Source organism: Herbivorax alkaliphila, assembly GCF_030848475.1.
In the GTDB taxonomy this organism is placed as follows: Bacteria; Bacillota; Clostridia; order Acetivibrionales; family Acetivibrionaceae; genus Herbivorax.
Genome location: NZ_JAVDDS010000002.1, coordinates 135,076 through 153,845, shown reverse-complemented (window position 1 = coordinate 153,845; position 18,770 = coordinate 135,076). Strand labels below are relative to the sequence as shown.

Sequence of the window (18,770 nt, the reverse complement as noted above, 5' to 3'; positions counted from 1 at the left end):
CATACTACTATTTATGTATAATTTAAATTATAAGTCATATAAGCCAATAAAAGAAACTGCTTCGTTTACATTCCTACTAAAGATTCCATTAATAAACATAATTTTTTCGATTTCAGAGTTATGAGCATAAATTTCCTTATTTTCATTTAATACTTTCATAATATCATAAATTTCAAACTGTCGTTTGATAGGAATAATAATTTCATCATTGCTCGTCAATCCAGCTCCACTTTCTACAACTGATTTTCCCACAGATTGTAAATATTGACTAAAGTTTTCAATTGATATCCTTAGCTTACTTTTCATTATTTCATCTAAGTAAAGGAAGTTATAGTCAGCATTAAATTTAATAAAAGATAATTCTAAGAATTCAACTCTATACATTAAATCAACTATACTTCTTGAACTTTTATCAAAGTTTAGTCTTTCAATTTCTTTATTCATTTGAGAAATGTTTTTTTGCATAGCACGAAGATTTTTTTTCATAAATTCCTTATCACTAATTGATTCTTTGTGAATTTTCAATAATGAATCACGAGTCATATCCATAGATTTATCTGAAATATATAATATTAAATCTTTTCCTTCAAGTTTAGGAGCCCCTTTAACTTTTCTTGCATATGCATCTACAAGTAACCCTGCACTAATTGAACCAATTTCATTAGCCCAATTAGCAATAGTATTACTAAGATCAAATGAATTTGCTATCTTTATACTTTCCGTTGCTAAATAATCTGCTTCATTGAATGCTTTTTTTACTTTTTCAAAATCTGAATTATATAATCCTGTAAAATAATGTTTTGCATAAATCTTTTCAATTAATTGCTCATCTTTTACAATTTCTTTGTTTTTATAGCATAAATAGTAGTTACCATTATACTCATTCTTTGTATAATCACCTCCACTACCTCTTAAAGTTTGAACTATTTTTGAGTTATTTATTATCTCTAGCTCACTTATTATTAATTCATAATCATCAATAATCACAGTCCGTGTAGTTTTATCCCAGCCAACTTTAAGACCAAACTCTTCGCTTACAAATCTCACTGGAACTAAAGTTCTACCGTTTATAATAGTAGCCGGAACATCAAGAATTACTTCTCGATTATTAACCATTGCTTTTTTACTATCTATAGGTAATTCAATTTTTGTGTTGTATTTGTACCCTATAGCACTTCTGTTTTCAGCATCCCACTCAACTTTAGCACCTAACTCTTCAAATATAGCTCTGAAAGGCACTAAAGTTCTCCCCTGTTTAATGATAGGAGGCTGATCAAACTTTAACTGTATTCCATTAAGTTCAACTTTTATTTCTTCTGATGCAATTTTAGGCTCTAAGTTTAAATTAATTGAATAGCTTTTCCCTTTATGTTTTGCAGATAAAGTTACTAATTGATCTTTTAATGTATGATTATTATTCTCTATTTTGACAGCACCTTTGGGATTATCAATATTTTTAATGGTTGCAATATTAGTGTCACTTAAAGACCAGTTAATATCTTGTAAAACTTCACTACCATACAAACTAAAATACAAAAAATTACTAAAACTATACGTATCTTTTTTTCTATCCCAACTTCCTGGACGCATAGTATTACTCGCCATTATTTGCACATCTCTTACATTAACCTCAAATGTACTTATAATTTGGTTTTTAATTCCTTCTCCTGATACCCATAAATTAAATTTATATGATCCTACTTTGTTAATAGGCTCTTCATTAGCATCTAAAATTAAAAAATTCATATCTAAAATTGAGTTGTTAACATTAGGCAATTTATAGTGATTGTATTGACCATATCCTCTATCTCCATAATAATTTTTTACACTTAAACTTACTTCCTCTATATTTCCAACCATATTTTCTATTTCTCCACTAAGGTTAATTATCTCTCCAACTGTTAAATTATATGAGGCATGAATACCTGATAGTTTTATTGGTGAACCTACAATTAAACTAGTTCTTTTTATCTCTCTTCCTTCTTCATTCTCAGGAATAGCAAACCATATTAAAGTATATTTTCCTTCCTCTGAGAATATTTTGTTGTTTGTATTTATATGGATTTCGGATTCTAAATCATGTTCGTTATTACTAGGAATATGATATACTTCATCATGATAAATACCATTTGGATCTATTACCCCTACAGTAAGAATAAATTTTTTATTCGCAGATATCTTTCCTCTAAAAGGAGTATTTTTAAATCTCTCCACAATAAACAAATCATTTATTTCATCGTTATATATTTCAAAGTTTGAAGGTATTAACGAAGGTTTCTCTTCTATTGGTGGAACTACCTGCTGTGGTGTTGGTGTTGCCGGTGCTGGCGTTGCCGGTGCTGGCGTTGCTGGTGCTGGTGTTGCTGGTGCTGGTGTTGCTGGTGCTGGTGTTGCTGGTGCTGGTGTTGCTGGTGCTGGTGCTGGTGTTGCTGGTGCTGGTGTTGCTGGTGCTGGTGTTGCTGGTGCTGGTGTTGCTGGTGGCATTTCTACAGAAAATTTAATTTCTGAATGATCACTTGTTCCAAAATCACTACTTGCGGCACGTACATATAAAACATAATTTGTACCATATTCTAAATTCGATGTATCTAAATCTACATATGTACGCGAAGTACCTGTGTTGCCTTCTGGATATATAGTTGAACCATGACCATCTTTTCTTATGGAATAATAGTACAAATTTGCATTTGGTACTGCTTCCCAAGCTATTCTAAAAGTATTATGACTTTTTCTTATTGTTTCTAAATTTCTTGGTTGAGTTATTTTAGGTGGTGCTATATAAGGATTTTCAACTGTAAAAAAGATCTTTGAATAATCACCTGCTCCATTACTATTTGCAGCTCGTACATATAGTGCATACATAGTTCCATATTCTAAATTCTTTGTATCTAAGTCTACATATGTTCCTGATGTCCCATTGTTACCCTGTGGATATATGTTTGATCCATCATCATTTTTTCTAATAGTATAATAATACCAAGTTGCACTTGGTACTTTACTCCAAGTTATTCTGAAAGTACTTTGATTTTTACTTATTGTTTCCCAATTTTGAGGCTGTGTTATCGTAGGTTTTGGTGGTACTTCTGTTGTGAAAGCATTAACACTGTTCAATAGAATATTAACATAGAATACAATTATTAAAGCTATTGAGATTTTTTTCATAATCCCCCTCCTATTATTGACTACTAATTTTCCAACTATTTTTAAAACATTTCGCATAATTTTAACCCCTCCTTTTTTATTGTCTATAACAAACAATTACATTGATTTTCACAAACATTATATATTAATAATTAAAATTCGTATATAATTACATCCTAAAATGTAAAGCAAATGACCTGAATTATTTACTTTAAATCAATATGTATTGATTGATTATATATTAAACGCAAAGTATACTATTTTTGCACTAATACTGTGAATGCTTTTTGTAACTTTTTCTTTGCGAGTGAGTATATGCATTATATATTATTAGCAGAAGATAATTCTATGCAAGCTTATTTTTTAATTAGTCATATTTCTAAATGTACTAGTAGTGATGTTATTTATAAAACTAACGCACGGGATAAATTATCCAACTATGCTGTGGATTTATTTATTTTAGATATTGATCTACCTGACATGTCCGGAATTGAACTTGCTCAGGAAATAGTAGAATTTGACAAATATGAGTTTTCCTGGATAATATATTTAACAGCTCTCCACCGTATCTTCCTTTTGCTTTTTAAAAAACTGCTTTTGATAACTTAGACTTATTATAACCAGAAAATATTATTTGTAAAGAACCTTTAAGATTCAAACAATATTTCAAATGTTACATATGAATCATTATTTATAATAAATATGTGACCACCCTGTTTTTGAATTATTTTTTTTATGTTATACAGACCATACCCATGGCTTGTTTTATTCTTTTTTGTTGTATAGCCTTTAGAAAATATCTTTTTATGTAATTCATATGGTATTGGATTACCTGTATTAGATACCTGTAAAGATTTCTTTTTTTCACAAGAAGTTATTTTTAATAGTATTTCTTTTCTGGAAGGATTAGAACTTTCAATAGATTCTATAGCATTGTCCACTAAATTAGATATAACTGATGTGATCTCATAATCTTCTAAAGGAAATTGTATGTCCTTATTACTGCATTCAAATACAAATTTAATGTCCTTTGAATTACACAAACAAGATTTGATATATACTATTGAATTAATAATTTTATTGTTAGAAATTGTTAAGTAGTCAATATTAGAATTTTCTTCTATAGTTGAAGAAATATATGAAGATGCAATTTTTTCATATGTTTCTTTGTCTGTAAAACATAAGTTTTTAAGTGTTGTTATATGATTTTTAAAATCATGTTGTTTACTTCGAATATCTTCAATAATAGAATCAAAGTTTTCTAAAAGCTCTGCATGTTGACGTTTTAATGATTCTTTATTTTTTGCACTCCAATATTCTTTGACTATAAATATACTTGACATAATTATGGCTAAATATGATAAGAATATAATAGTAATATTTCTACTAGAATTAATTAAAAAATCTTCTCTAGAAATAAAATAGAAAATAAAAACATTGAATATAATTAAAAATGATTTCCTTAATATACTTCTGTATCTATCTACAACTTTTTTTAATGGTACAAATAAGAATATTATAATAGAATATATGGACATCAAAAACATATAAAAACTCATAATAACTTCATCGTTTTCAATTCCAATATTTAGTAATCCTATAAATGTAAAAGCAAGTTCAAAAAAAAGACCCACTGGGAAACCTATAACTATAAATACAGCATAATCAATTGAAGAATCTATTACGTCCTTTTTGAAAAAAAATGAATTCAAAAAAATCGCCATTAATGTCATTATAATGAAGCTATATAATTCTAAATCTAATATATCAATATAAACATTGGATATGTAAATAATAACCAAAAATAGTATGCTTATTTTAAAATTTCTCTTGGACTTATGTTGCAAGCTATATAATATTATTAACAAGGGCAATACTTGAAAAAACAACCTTACATAATACATTAATTCAGTGTTCATATAATTCTCCCCATATACTATCCCATACTTTTAAGTTATATTTAATTTTCTTTGTAATTCAGCTAATAGCATTATAACATCATTCAAAAAATATTAACACTCATATAAAGGTTTTATTTAATAAATCTTTATAGCATTTAACACTGATATTCAAAAAGCTTTTTTCAATGCTCTTTACTTTTGTGTATATTTATCATTACTATATTTTTTATATAATTTGTTTTCTAAATAAATTGTCTTTCAACAACAACAGTTCTACTACTATTATGGTTTGGAAATTATCGCATATCTACAAAAAACCATGGCTGTAGTTTACATAATGCAAAAAAAATAGTCTCAAAGTATGGTGACCGTAAAACTATTACATATAACAATCCTTCTCTAACCTTTAGAGTATCATGTAAAGACTAAACTAATATACTCTAAAAAAGTAAAAACTTAGAACTCTGCCATTGAATCGAATTTGTTTTGTTCTCCGAATGCCACAGGTTATTTTTGAATATATGTGGAGCTGTTAAATTTGTTATCTATTTCGACATAATATAACTTCTCATTCTTGATTAAATCTAAAGCTTCTCATTCCAATCAAGGTTTGTAAAATAGCTTTTTGGGTGCGTAAGTAATTTATTTAATCTTTCTAATTGCAAATTATAATAGTTTTTGTCAATATTATATTTACAAAATAATATACCTACAGTACTGGAAACAGCAAATTCATAAAAACTTGAATAGTTTTTTTGAGCTAATCGTGCAGATTTAACTAAATATTCATGAGCTTTGTTTTCGTCTAAATAACCTAGAAATGCTCCTAATCTACACAAACTTGTATAATTACTAATGTCAAATGCTAACATTCCAGCTCCTGGAAGAGACTTATCATATTGATTAATCAAAGAAAAACTTTCATATTCATATTTGTTTTTTTCTTTTAATGAATCAATAAATGATGATTTTTCTTTTGGTGTCAACGAAATAAGAAAGTGCCTTTTTTTATTAAATAAGTTTGTAATGTTACTGCCGCTTAAATATTCATTTAATCTTATTTCTATATCTTCATCATTAAACACCTGACATTTATTGCAGACAAATTCTTTTGCAGCAGTATTATATGCTTTTGTTAAGTAATAACTGTCTGTTGATAAAATACCGTACAGCAGCTCATTAGAAAATTTTATTTTATTTTTTGTAGCCTTTTGCCAAAAGTTTTTATACTTTGTCAAAATATCAAAGTCTCTTTCAGATCCAAATACTGAGCATATTCCGAGGGATATTTTCCACAGATTTTTTAAAATATGTTCTGACAACAAAAATCACCCCTTAATTTTTTTATATATAGGCATAATAACAAAAATATTTAGAATTAATATTAGAAAAAAATAAGTTAAGAAAATGGATCTAAAAACTAACGCTAGTATTACGGGAATGAATAACAACAATGACATTAAAATCATATCTATAAGTATTCTTATTGGTTTATCTCTATCTAAAACATAATTCAATACTTTTAGAAGCTTTCTAACTTTTGTTAGTGGATTTGATAGCTGGTATTTATAAAAGATAATATCAAGCTCTAAATCAACTATACCTTTTTCTTTCAACTCAACAATATATATGTTAGCAGCCTTTTTCTTTTTTAATTTGTCAAAACACTTAATAAGACCTTTTGCTGCTTCTATGTTATCACTATCAATTTCCAAAGCCAACTTAAATTCTTTAATAGCTTTTGTGTAGTCACCCTTTTTAAAAAATATATGTCCAATATATATAAGTGATTTTAAATCCTCATTGTCTATAAATAATGCTTTTGAAAAAAACTCATTAGCTTTTAGATTATTATTTAACATGTAATATGAAATTCCTGTTATTTTGTGTAATACAGGATCTTTATCATATATTTCATACGCATCTTCTGCATGCTTTAAAGATGATTGGTAATCCATACTTCTAAGTGAATTAAATGCTTCAAATCTTAAAGAAACATACCTGTTATAGTCACAATGATGTTTTTTATCAAGATAATCAAAATTTAGCCCAAAATCATAATTTACAAGATTAACCCACTTGAAGTTTGAATTGTTACACAACCGCAATTCTTCGTCCAACAATTTCCATACTTCCCAGGTCAAGTGAAAGTTATTGTTTAAAAAAATCCATCCTCTTTGACACAAGATAATATATTCATCAATACTCAGTTCTAAAAAAAGTTTTCTCCAACATTCTATATCTCTTCTTTTAAAGATATCGTTGTATAGTATTTGTAACTTACCAAAAACATCTTTTTCCGACTTTTCATAACTTATGTTTTTATAATTATCTTCCTTTTCAACAAATAACGTTTTTCTTTCCTGGTTTTCTAATAATTCTTTATTTTTTTCATCAAATGATAAACCCTTATTAAAGTTTTTATCATTTATACTATCAGATTGTTTCAAAGCTTCATCATAAGCATTTTTTAACACTATAAAACCATCTGCATCATCTTCAGGATGATATTTTTTAAGCATCTTCACATAGGCTTTTTTTATTTGTCTCTTATCATTTGTTTTCTCAATACCAAGTATACTCCATATATCCATCTTAAAGCCCCTCATATTCTATCTCTTTTAGAAATTCTTCAAACAGTTTTACTTCTTTTCGAATTTCTTTTGGATTTTGTTTATTAAGAGCTGCTTCAAATCGATTAATTGCACGAGATATTTCCATTCTTAAATCTGATAGAGTTTCTTCATAAAGCCTTTCAGCTTTTTCCAATAGATACCGATTTTTTGCATTATCACGAGGATGAATTTTAATATCCTGAATTTCTTGCAAACGTTTTTCTATTTCTTGGGTCGTCATTTCCGTCTCACTATTTACAATTACTTCTCGCTTTTTCTCGTCTGTTTCAAGGGAAGTTACTTCTACCTCAAGTATTCCATTAATGTCATATGTATAACGCAAATCAATTGCAGACTGACCTGCTGGTGCAGGTGGAACAAATATGTTTATCTCTCCTAATTTTAAATTATTCTCAACTAGACGGTGTTCACCTTGATAAATCTCAACACTTATACATGTTTGGTTATCATATAAAGTATATAGCCTTTCTACTTTGCTATATGGAACAGTATTATTTCTCTCAATTATAGGAAGAAAAACACCTGTATCATACTCCCCAAACTGATTTGTAACAGCTACAGCAGTACCTAAAGTATATGGGCATACATCTGTTAATACTGTTTCTCTTAAATACTCATTCCTTTCTTTCATAGCTGCATAAATTCCTGCTCCTAGTGCAACCACTTCATCTGGATTCAAGTGACAAAGTGGTAATCGACCAAACATTTTAGCTACAAAAGATCTTACAATTGGCATTTTAGTTGAACCACCAACAAGAATAATCTCATCTAAATCTTGAGTATTCATTGAGGCATCACTTAAGACTCTAAGCAATGGTTTTTTTAGTTTAAACAAAAGTTCTTGAGACATATTTTCAAACTCATCATTTGTTATTGTTAATGCATAGTTGTTTTTATTAATACAGCAATTCATTTCAAATTTTTCTGCGGTAGTTAATGCTATTTTGCATTCTTCAGCTTGTTTTTTAATAGCTGAAATAACCTTTAAATCAAGAGAGCTAAGTTCAATACCTAAATGTTCTAATAAATGTTTTATTAATAATTCATTAAAATCTTCTCCACCAAGAAAATTATTACCTGCAACAGCTCTTATCTCTAATAGATTGTCAAATAAATCCAAAATAGAGACATCAAATGTTCCTCCTCCAAAATCAAATACAAGAAACTTTTTTTCATCATCATTTTGTTGGAGGCCATATGCTAATGAAGCAGCCGAAGGTTCATTTATTAATCGTTCAACCTTTAAGCCTGCCATTTCACCAGCTTGTTTTGTTGCTCTCCTTTGTTTATCATTAAAATATGCAGGAACACTTATTACAGCTTCTTTTATTTCAGTATTTAAATACGACTCTGCATCGGATTTTAGGGATTTTATCACAATAGAAGAAAGCTCTGTTGGAGTTAAATCATATTTTCCCAGTTTATATTTTTTATTTGTTCCCATATATCTTTTAAATACACTTGCTGTGAGCTGAGGATTTGTAATAAGCCTTTCTTTTGCTGCACCTCCCACAATAAACTCACCGCTTTTGAGTACACTTACAACAGATGGTGTCAAATTCTCTCCTAATGCATTTGGAATAATAATGCATTCTTTATCGATAAAACATGAAACCGAGCTGTTGGTAGTTCCTAAATCAATACCTATAATTGACATTCAATTATCCTCCTGTTTATATATTAATAATACCATTTTTTATTTAAAACAAAAAGAATAATTTTATAACAACTCTTAGGTTGGATATAAAACGTATTATAAATTCAACTATAAATAAACTATATTTTTTAATTTCTCTTTTTTACTATACAATTTCTAATAAAGCTTATATTAACACTTTACTCCTAAAACCATCTTTTTACCTTCAATCCCATACCAAAAGTTTTTTTACCTCTTCAACTGTAATGTCTGATATTGTTTGGCTTGTAGGCTCTATTATTTTATCAATTAATTCTTTTTTATTTTGTTTTACATCATTAATTCTCTCTTCAATAGTACCCTTGGCAATTAAATATATTACTTGCACCTTCTTTTTCTGACCTATCCTGTGAGCTCTTGCAGAAGCCTGTTCTTCTACACTTGGATTCCACCAGGGATCAAAATGAATTACTGTATCTGCTGATGTTAAGTTTAAGCCTGTACCACCAGCTTTTAATGAAATAAGAAATGCTGTTGAATCGTCGTTGTTAAACCTTTTTATAATACCATCTCTCTTTTTTTGAGGTGTACGCCCATCAAGCATTTCATACTTAATATTTTCTTTTTCCAGTTGGGCTTTTATTATATCTAGCATAGAAGTAAACTGAGAAAAAACTAATGCCCGTCTATTTTCTTCCTTAAGCTGATTTAATATATCCATTAAAACATCTGTCTTAATGCTTTTATCAGAATAATCCTCTAAAAACATCCCAGGGTGACAACATATTTGCCTAAGTCTTGTCAGTTGGGGCAAAATATCAAATAATTTACTTCCTTCCTCTATTAACTCAATTGCCTTATTTCTATATCCTAAATAGAGCTTTTTCTGAGTATCCGTCAATTCTACTTTAATTGTAGTTTCTGTTTTTTCAGGTAAATCTTCAAGAACATCCTTTTTAATTCTTCTTAAGATAAACGGACTAACTCTTTCTTTTAACTCTTCTAAATTTTCATTTGATCCTATATACTTTGATTTAAATGCTTTAAAATCCTTTAAAAGTGGCGGCATTGTCCAGTTAAAAATTGACCAGAGTTCATATAGGTTATTTTCAATAGGAGTGCCTGTTAATGCAAATTTAACATTCCCCTTTATGCTCTTTATTTCAGTTGATGTTTTAGACAGGTGATTTTTAATCTTTTGTGCCTCATCTAAAATTATTATATCAAATTTTTTTCTTCTGTAATTTTTAATATCATTTAAAACAAGGCCATAAGATGTTATCATAACATTATAACTTTTATATTCCCTTAGCCTTTTTTCCCTCTCCAAAACTTCTCCAACAATAGAAGTACATTTTATATCTGGAGCAAATTTTTCAAACTCACTCATCCAATTGTCAATAAGCGATGTTGGAACTATTATCAGGCATTTCAAGTTCTCATTTTGTTCTATAGAAGATGCAATAAGAGCAATTGTCTGCAATGTCTTTCCTAGTCCCATATCATCTGCAAGAATACCACCTAAACCCATATGAAAAAGCTTTTTCATCCATCTGTAGCCTTCTTTTTGATAATTTCGCAATTGGGCGTTTATAGATTTAGGAATGTCAAAATTAACATCTGAAATATTAAACATACTTTCTTCAACATTACTTAAGTCAATTCCCGAAAGTTCTATAGCATTATCTTCCTTTGCTTTTTCTATAAGGTTTGAAGTGTATAGTAGCTCTTGTTTGGGAATGGCTATTTTTCTTTTTTCAAGATCCTTTTTAGTTATCCCAAACTTTCTTAAAAACTCAAGTGTTTTAGCTACCTTTTCTGCTCTTAAGTCAACAAATCCGCCACTTTTTAGCTGATAAAAACGCATTTCTTCTTTGCTTTTATAAGAATTTATCATCTCTTCTAAATCATCTGGTGATATATCAAAATCAAAGTCACAAAATAAATACTCCTCAATACTACCACCATTAGATGATATATTAAATTTTATATTCTTTTTTATCATTACTTTTTTCAAGTTTTCAGTATAATAAACCTCTGCTATTTTCAAAAAATCAGGTATTACAACAAGAAAAAAATCGAGTATATCATCGGTGTATATTACAGGCAATGTTAAAAGTTCAGGAAAATTCAGAGATTGTCTTATTTTAAATGTTCTATATTTAGTACTGAAGTAGCTCATAAAAACTTCTATTCTACTATTTCCTTCATCTTTGTAATTACTTAGTAGATATGTTCTATTTTCTATATGTAATACTGGATATATAACAATAAAATTTTTGTCAAAATCTATATACAATTTAAATTTAGAATTTTCAGGCTTCCATTTTCTAAGTGAATATTCATTTTCCATTTCTTCTTCACCAGTGTCTTCCACTTTCCAAGCCTCAAAATCAACATTTCCAATTAGTTTATTTTTCATTTTGAATTTCCCCTATCCTAACTTTATCTATTTACCGCAACATTTCTTGTATTTTTTGCCACTCCCACAAGGGCACGGAGCATTTCTCCCAGTTTTTCCCTCGGGGTTTGGATTCACACTTTCTTGAAACTCTCCTCTTTCTTTCTGAGTTAACTGCTTTAGTGTATGGCCTTTAAGTCTCCATTTTATTATATCATTCATAAAATTGCTAAAACAAAATGAAAGCATTGTATTTATCTCAGCAACATCTGCACAATTTAATTGTTCTAAAATTAAGTCTACATAAATTCTAAAGTCCATATCATTTTTTTCATACCAGCTCCACTCATCTACAATTAACTCAGCCTCTAATAAGCTTACATTAAAATTATTAGAAAGGTACTGGCTCATTTTCTTTTTTGCACAACTATCTGTCATTTGTCCTTTTAACAAATCATTGCAAGATAGTTCTACAAACTCAATATCTTTCATGTTATTTTGCTTAATATATGTATTATAAGGATAAGCAACAGAGTGATCGGCATAATAAAAGCGGTAAAAATCATCATCAAATTGCACGATTTCAACCTGACTGTCATAACATGCATAATTTTTAAATATTTCGTCAATTCTTTCAGTATCCTTTCCATTTAAACTATCTATATCTCTTATATGAGGAAAAGAAACTTTTTTGTCTAAAAATCCTTCTTTATAGTTATTAATCATAATTTTATAAAGCTTATTAAAATCATATTCATCTACAACCCCATAATAATACAAAATACCTCTTCCCATTTTACAAATGCAGGTGTTTAATTTAGTTGTTTTTTTGAACTTATAATAATCAACGTTTTTAAATATATCCTGAAGCTCTTTTGGCATAACAAATACTTCTTCATTACCAATAAAGCAACAAAAAAGCAATCCCCTCTCAATCAGATAGTTTATAAAAGAATTCTGATTATTTATTTTATTTGAAGGTATCTTTTGTAATCCTTGGAGTGATTCTATAAAGTAATACATATCCTCATTTATTAATTCTAAAAATAATTTAAATTTTTTAATAATTTCATTTGAAAGTTCTGAAACAAGCATTGACTTTTTTGAGTTTTTTAAAATATCAACTTCTAAATATTCAATAATAGTTTTTAATTCTTCCTTTGAATATAAAGTTAATAGTTCCTCAAGATTAAAGCAATCCTTTTCCAGCTTAATTACTTTATATGGATATTCATGACTGTTTTGTTTTTTGAATTTGACATACCTTTCTTTAATTCTACCTTTAATGTCAAATAACTGGGCTGCCATAGAATTAAGTGAAGGCATATATTCATTATAATATTTAAAACTCACGTAAGTCTCCTTATTGCTTAAATATATTATTTTACTTATAATTATAACTTTTTTATATCACAATTCAAGCTTTACTTTCTTGTAGAAAGCAAAGCTTGAACAGTCAAGACATTCTAATACCTATACTCAACTTATTTTTATGAATAGATAACTGTAAGTAGATTGTTAATTTACACACTTCTACTGAAAATCTTCATCTTATTCTAAGACTCCACCTATAAGGTGGAGTTGCTCTTATAAATCTTCAGGTGGAGTTAAACCTTCTATTTCTTGCATTTTCTATTCTATATTTATCTAATGGTGCTCCTTCACATATTTTTTTATGGAATTTATAAATCCTCGGATTCCTAGTTCATTTACTTTTTCAATTAATATTTCACATACTGTGCCAATAAATTCACTACGTGATAATTGTGGATTATTGGATTTGGGGATGTCCAGCTAATTTTGAGAAAAAGTTTTTTAAAAAAAGCTAAAGTAATTTATACTTTTTATCGATATGTACTCTGACAATCAAAAATAATATTTTAAAATATATATTTACTCCCCTAAAAAACCGTGCATTCTCACTTCTAAACCTAAGAATGCCACGGTCCTTTTTTTGTCCTATTTTAAAATGACTATTAATTTCAGATATCATAGAAGCCAATTCTTAAAGCATTGTGCTAAATATTTCTTTTGGATTAACCGATAAACACATTATGATATATTGCAATAATCAGGAGGACTTAGATGGATATCAAAGGTGAAATAACATTTAAAAAATATACATTAATTAGAAAACTGGCTTCTAGTCATATTAGTACTATTTGGCTAGCCGAAAACATACATGAGAACACTAATGTTGTCATAACAATGCTAAATAAACATGCTATATCTAAAAGATTTGAAGATATAATAAGATTTAAAAATGAAACTAGTGCTATATCTAAACTAATAACACCTGGCATATTAAAAATATTTGAAGTTGGTGAATATGATCAATCACTTTACGTTGTAATGGAATATTTTCAAGGAATAAGCCTGTCAGAACTTTTAGGTAAAAACAAACCCCTTAACATAAATGAGTCTTTAGATATTGTATTAGAAATTTGTGAAGCATTAAAAAAAGTACACGCTTCAAATATTTCACACCGAGAATTAAGACCTGAAAACATACTTATAAATGAAGATAGAAGTAAAGAGACTTCCATTAAGATTTATAATTTTGGAATATCACATGTTAGAGAATATGATCTTGATTTTTCTAAAATTAATGACATGTTTTATTATATATCTCCTGAACAAAGTGGTTTTATAAAAAGTAGTATTGATGAGCGTTCTGATATTTACTCTTTAGGTATTATCTTTTATCAACTACTCACCAGCACACTTCCATTTACTGGTGAGAGCCCAAGTTCTATTATTCATCAACATATAGCAAAACTTCCCCTAAGTATTAAAGAATTAAATTTTAGTGTGCCATGGATTTTAGAAAAAATAGTGTTTAAAATGCTGGAAAAAGAGCCCGAAAAAAGATATCAAAGCATTCAAGGACTCATAAATGATTTGAAAAAATACAAGAATGGAGAAAAAGACTTTGAAATAGGTATGCTCGATAAGCAAATTAAATTAAATTACAGAACAAGCCTTATTGGAAGAGAAGAAGAATTAAATGTTTTAAAGGAAAAATGTAACCAATCAATGAAAGGCGTAGGTTCTCTATGCTTAATAAGTGGTGAAGCAGGTCAGGGTAAAACCAGATTGGTAGATGAATTAATAAACTATATACATGGACAAGAATGCATATATATTTATGGAAAATGCTTTTTAGGAAACAACAAAACTCCCTTTTCTCCCTTTATTGATGCATTAAATGAGTATTTGAAATTTTTTGAGAGCCATAATGAAAATGAAAAAGAAAAAATTAAACAAAAGATTAAAGAGAATCTAGGTGATTTAGGTGAAGTACTTGTAAAAATAAATCCTCAAATGAAAAAATTGTTTGAAGACTGTACACCTTTAGTAAATCTTAAATTTGAAAGCGAAAAAAATAGAGTTCATAACGTAGTCAACAACTTTTTTTCAACATTAGGCAGCCATTATAGTTCAATTGTAATAATATTAGATGATTTACAATGGATTGATGATTCAAGTATTGATTTGCTTCTGCAACTTACCAGTCAAATAATAAATAATCATATACTAATTATAGGAACCTACAGAGATGATGAAATACATGAAACTCACCCTTTAGTAAATCTATTGAATAAAACTAAAAGTAATAATTACTCTTTTGCAGAAATAAAATTAAAACCTTTTGATATAAATAAAATAGTTTCTTTTATTTCAAAACTATTGTTTGAGAGTAGTAATAACACAAGAGAAATAGCTCATTTTATTTTACAAAAAGGAAAGGGAAATCCCTATTTTTCAATAGAAATTTTAAAACACCTTATCAGTAAAAAGGTTATCGTATATAAAGAAGACAAATGGCATTTTGAAAAAGAAGCCTTAGAAAAAATTCAGATCCCTTCTACAATCATTGATATTATTTTAAAAAGAATTCATGAGTTAACCCATGAAGAAATAAACGTGCTAGCAAATGCTGCTGTAATAGGAAAAAAGTTTAGTATTGAGTTTCTATATTCATGCTTAGAGTTAGAAAAAGATAGAATTTTAAAAGTAATTGATAAGTCTATAAGCATGCAGCTTCTCGAACAGGATTTGTCCCAAAAGGGAATTGTACTTTTTGTTCATGACAGAATTAAAGAAGCCTTTTACAAAAATATTGATAAAACGCAAAAAAAACGTTTACACTTAATAGTTGCTAAAATACTTGAATTAACTCATATAAATGAGCCTGGCGAAACGGTATATGACATTGCACATCATTATATTAATGCAGAGGAAAAAGATAAAGCACTTGAATATGTTCTTTTAGCAGGAATTAAATCTCTTGAGAAATATGCAAATGAAGATGCTATAAAATATTATTTACAGGCATTAAAATATATAAATGAAAACTGCCAGCATGGAAGTAAAAAATGGTTTGAATGTATATATACCATTGGACATATATATGTTTCAATTGGTAAAACCAATGAAGCTATTAATATGTTAAAAGAAAATTTAAAATATATATCTAATTATACTGATGAAGCTTTTATTTATAATCTTATAGGAATAGCATATTCAAAGCATGGAGATAATGATAATTGTCAGAAATATATTGAAAAAGGCCTTAAAAAATATGGTATTACTCTACATTCAAAAAAAGCACTTGTTATTTTTGATATTATAATAGAGCTTTTTATTCACATTATTCACAAGCTTGCTATAAAAAAAATTTGTAAGTCAAATAATAATTCTGATCAAGATACTAATTATATACAGACAATTAGTATAAAAAACATGTACAATATAAGCAACGATTTTGCCAAAAGAAACCATTTTATTGGATTTAGTTTTAATTCTATACTATGGTCTTATGGAATAACAGATACTTTGAAATTTGTTAGAACCACTTTTAAATCCCTTAATTTTACAGAAGCTAAGCTTTCAAAAACACACCTTCATGCCATGAGTCTAACAACTTATGCCTCTATGTGCATGGCCATACCTTTATTTGAAAAATCAAAAAAAATTTTTCATGCAGCATTTGATTTAGCTTTAGAACTTGATTATCCATGGGGAGCCGCAGAAGTACAACAGTATTTTGCTCATTTTTACAATTGGACAGGCAGTTTACAGGAAGGAATTGCTATAGCTGAAAAAAGCGCAAATACATTTAATAAATTAGGTGACCTAAAAGAATTTGCTATGTCTTTAAATGTATTAGTACAAGGCTATTATTATCAAAGCAATTATGACAATATGAGTATTGTAAACGGTCAGTTTTACGAAACTGCTTGCAAACTAAAGGATGCATACACTATCTGTGCAGCAAGTATCTTTTACATTCAATATTATAGAGAAAAAGGAGATTATGAAGAGTCTAAAAAATGGGGGCTAAAATCCATTGACTTGTCATATCAAACAAAAGACTGTTTTAATTATTGTTCTTCATTCATTGAAATTGGAATTACTTATATTGAGTGTAATGAAATATCTAAAGCTATAGATTGTCTTGAGAAAGCAAAAAAAATAAACGAACAAAACCAGTTTTTAAAACAATATACAGTGCTTCTCTATCAAAACCTTGCAGAAGCATACATAGCACACTTTCTTCAAAACACTCAAAATATGAAAAGACATGATAAGAATAAATATTTAAATAAAATAAAAAGAATTTGTAAAAAAGCTATTTCTCAAACTAAGCAGTGGGTTCTTCATCACGGCGGGGCATTGCGATGTAATGCAAGATACCAAATGCTAACAGGTAATTTCAATGAAGCAGAAAAAATGTTTTTAAATAGCATCAATCACTGTAACAAATATTTAAGAAAATATGAAGCTTCAAAGAGTTATTATGAGTACGGATTGTTTTTAAAACTATTCGGAAGAGAAAAAGAATCAAAGTACAACTTAGAAACTTCATACAATTTGTTTAAGGAAATAAAATCAACAGCTTATGAGATAAAAGTTTTGAAATTGTTAGGAGTTGAATATGGAGATAAAAACCACCATGAAAGATTATCAAAAGAAATTAAAAACTTTCAGAGAATTTCTTCTATTGAAACTGTTAGTAGAAGCATAAGTTCCATTTTGGATCTGGATATTCTTTTAGATAAAGTATTGTCAACTGTAATAGAAATATCAGGTGCCCAAAGTGGATGTTTAATGTTAAAAAACAACACTTCTGGCGAAATGGAAAATATCATACAGAAATACACAGATGAAGACATAACTGTTATGGAAGATATTATTCAAGAAGTGTTGGAAAAAGGTACTATATTTATCAGCACAAATACTGCTAAAAAGGATAAAGACTTAATATATCAAGGTAAACTTATAACAAAACTAAAGACGGTAATTTGCATTCCTATAAAGTATAATGAAGAAATTAATGGTATTTGTTATCTAGAAAACAAGTTAACAGCTACAGAATTTACAAAAGAAGATATAAATATTCTAAATTCTATAATAGCTCAAGCTGCAGTTTCTATTGAAAATGCAAAGCTTTTCAAAGCAGCTACAACAGATGGGCTTACTGGTCTTATAACTCACAGTCATTTTAAATATACTTTAAAAAGAGAAATTGAGCAAGCAAGACAGTACAACAAAATATTTTCCATCATCATGTTTGATATAGACAAATTTAAAATTGTAAATGATACTTATGGTCATCAGGCAGGAGATACAGTTCTTACAAGCATCTCAAAATTATTAAAAGATTCTTTGAGAACTAAAGATGTTATTGCAAGATATGGTGGAGATGAAATTGCTATAATTCTTCCTGAAACAGATATCAATGGAGCCTTTACCACAGGCGAAAAAATAAGAGATTTAATAAAAAATCTTGATATAATAAATGATGAAATAGTACTAAATGTTACAATAAGTGTTGGAATTGCAACTTATCCACGTCATGCATCAGGACTTAATACCTTAATTAAGTCTGCCGATAAAGCTCTTTACAAATCCAAACAAAATGGTCGTGATATGGTTAGTGTTTGAATTGTCCTAGGTATTTTTTTTGATAAAATCACATTAAATCATACACTTTCAAAGGAGATTTTATATGTTTATATCAGAATTTAAATCTTATGAAAAAACAATTT

Annotated in this window: 9 protein-coding genes; 2 read left to right on the top strand and 7 right to left on the bottom strand. The window is 28.2% G+C overall.

Features of this window, described 5'->3' with window-relative positions; all coding sequences use genetic code 11:
- Window positions 1-27: 27 nt before the first annotated feature.
- Window positions 28-3,162 (bottom strand): stalk domain-containing protein, encoded by a 3,135-nt coding sequence (locus tag RBH29_RS01360; protein WP_306694590.1) that lies wholly within the window; start codon window positions 3,160-3,162, stop codon window positions 28-30.
- A gap of 294 nt (window positions 3,163-3,456) precedes the next feature.
- On the opposite strand from RBH29_RS01360, the gene RBH29_RS01355 reads away from it, so the two are divergent.
- Window positions 3,457-3,750, top strand: a complete 294-nt coding sequence (locus RBH29_RS01355) for a response regulator (RefSeq protein ID WP_306694589.1) — start codon at window positions 3,457-3,459, stop codon at window positions 3,748-3,750.
- A gap of 38 nt (window positions 3,751-3,788) precedes the next feature.
- On the opposite strand, the gene RBH29_RS01350 is transcribed toward RBH29_RS01355, so the two are convergent.
- From RBH29_RS01350 to RBH29_RS01325, 6 genes are all read right to left on the bottom strand, one after another.
- Window positions 3,789-4,865 carry a sensor histidine kinase gene (locus RBH29_RS01350; protein WP_306694587.1) on the bottom strand — a complete coding sequence of 359 codons (1,077 nt, stop codon included), beginning with the start codon at window positions 4,863-4,865 and terminating at the stop codon, window positions 3,789-3,791.
- Between the two features lie 761 nt (window positions 4,866-5,626).
- The gene (locus RBH29_RS01345) at window positions 5,627-6,364 is read right to left on the bottom strand and encodes a DUF1266 domain-containing protein (RefSeq protein ID WP_306694585.1); all 738 of its coding nucleotides are present in this window, start codon (window positions 6,362-6,364) and stop codon (window positions 5,627-5,629) included.
- A gap of 6 nt (window positions 6,365-6,370) precedes the next feature.
- The gene (locus tag RBH29_RS01340) at window positions 6,371-7,636 is read right to left on the bottom strand and encodes a tetratricopeptide repeat protein (protein ID WP_306694583.1); all 1,266 of its coding nucleotides are present in this window, start codon (window positions 7,634-7,636) and stop codon (window positions 6,371-6,373) included.
- Window position 7,637: 1 nt separating this feature from the next.
- Window positions 7,638-9,335, bottom strand: a complete 1,698-nt coding sequence (locus RBH29_RS01335) for an Hsp70 family protein (RefSeq protein WP_306694581.1) — start codon at window positions 9,333-9,335, stop codon at window positions 7,638-7,640.
- A 205-nt stretch (window positions 9,336-9,540) separates the two neighbouring features.
- Window positions 9,541-11,736, bottom strand: coding sequence for a DEAD/DEAH box helicase (locus RBH29_RS01330; protein ID WP_306694579.1), 2,196 nt, complete (start codon window positions 11,734-11,736; stop codon window positions 9,541-9,543).
- Between the two features lie 27 nt (window positions 11,737-11,763).
- The gene (locus RBH29_RS01325) at window positions 11,764-13,068 is read right to left on the bottom strand and encodes a YecA family protein (RefSeq protein WP_306694578.1); all 1,305 of its coding nucleotides are present in this window, start codon (window positions 13,066-13,068) and stop codon (window positions 11,764-11,766) included.
- Between the two features lie 732 nt (window positions 13,069-13,800).
- Here RBH29_RS01325 and RBH29_RS01320 point away from each other — a divergent pair.
- Entirely contained in the window at window positions 13,801-18,666 is a 4,866-nt protein-coding gene (locus RBH29_RS01320; protein ID WP_306694576.1) for a diguanylate cyclase, read from the top strand.
- Window positions 18,667-18,770 lie beyond the last annotated feature (104 nt).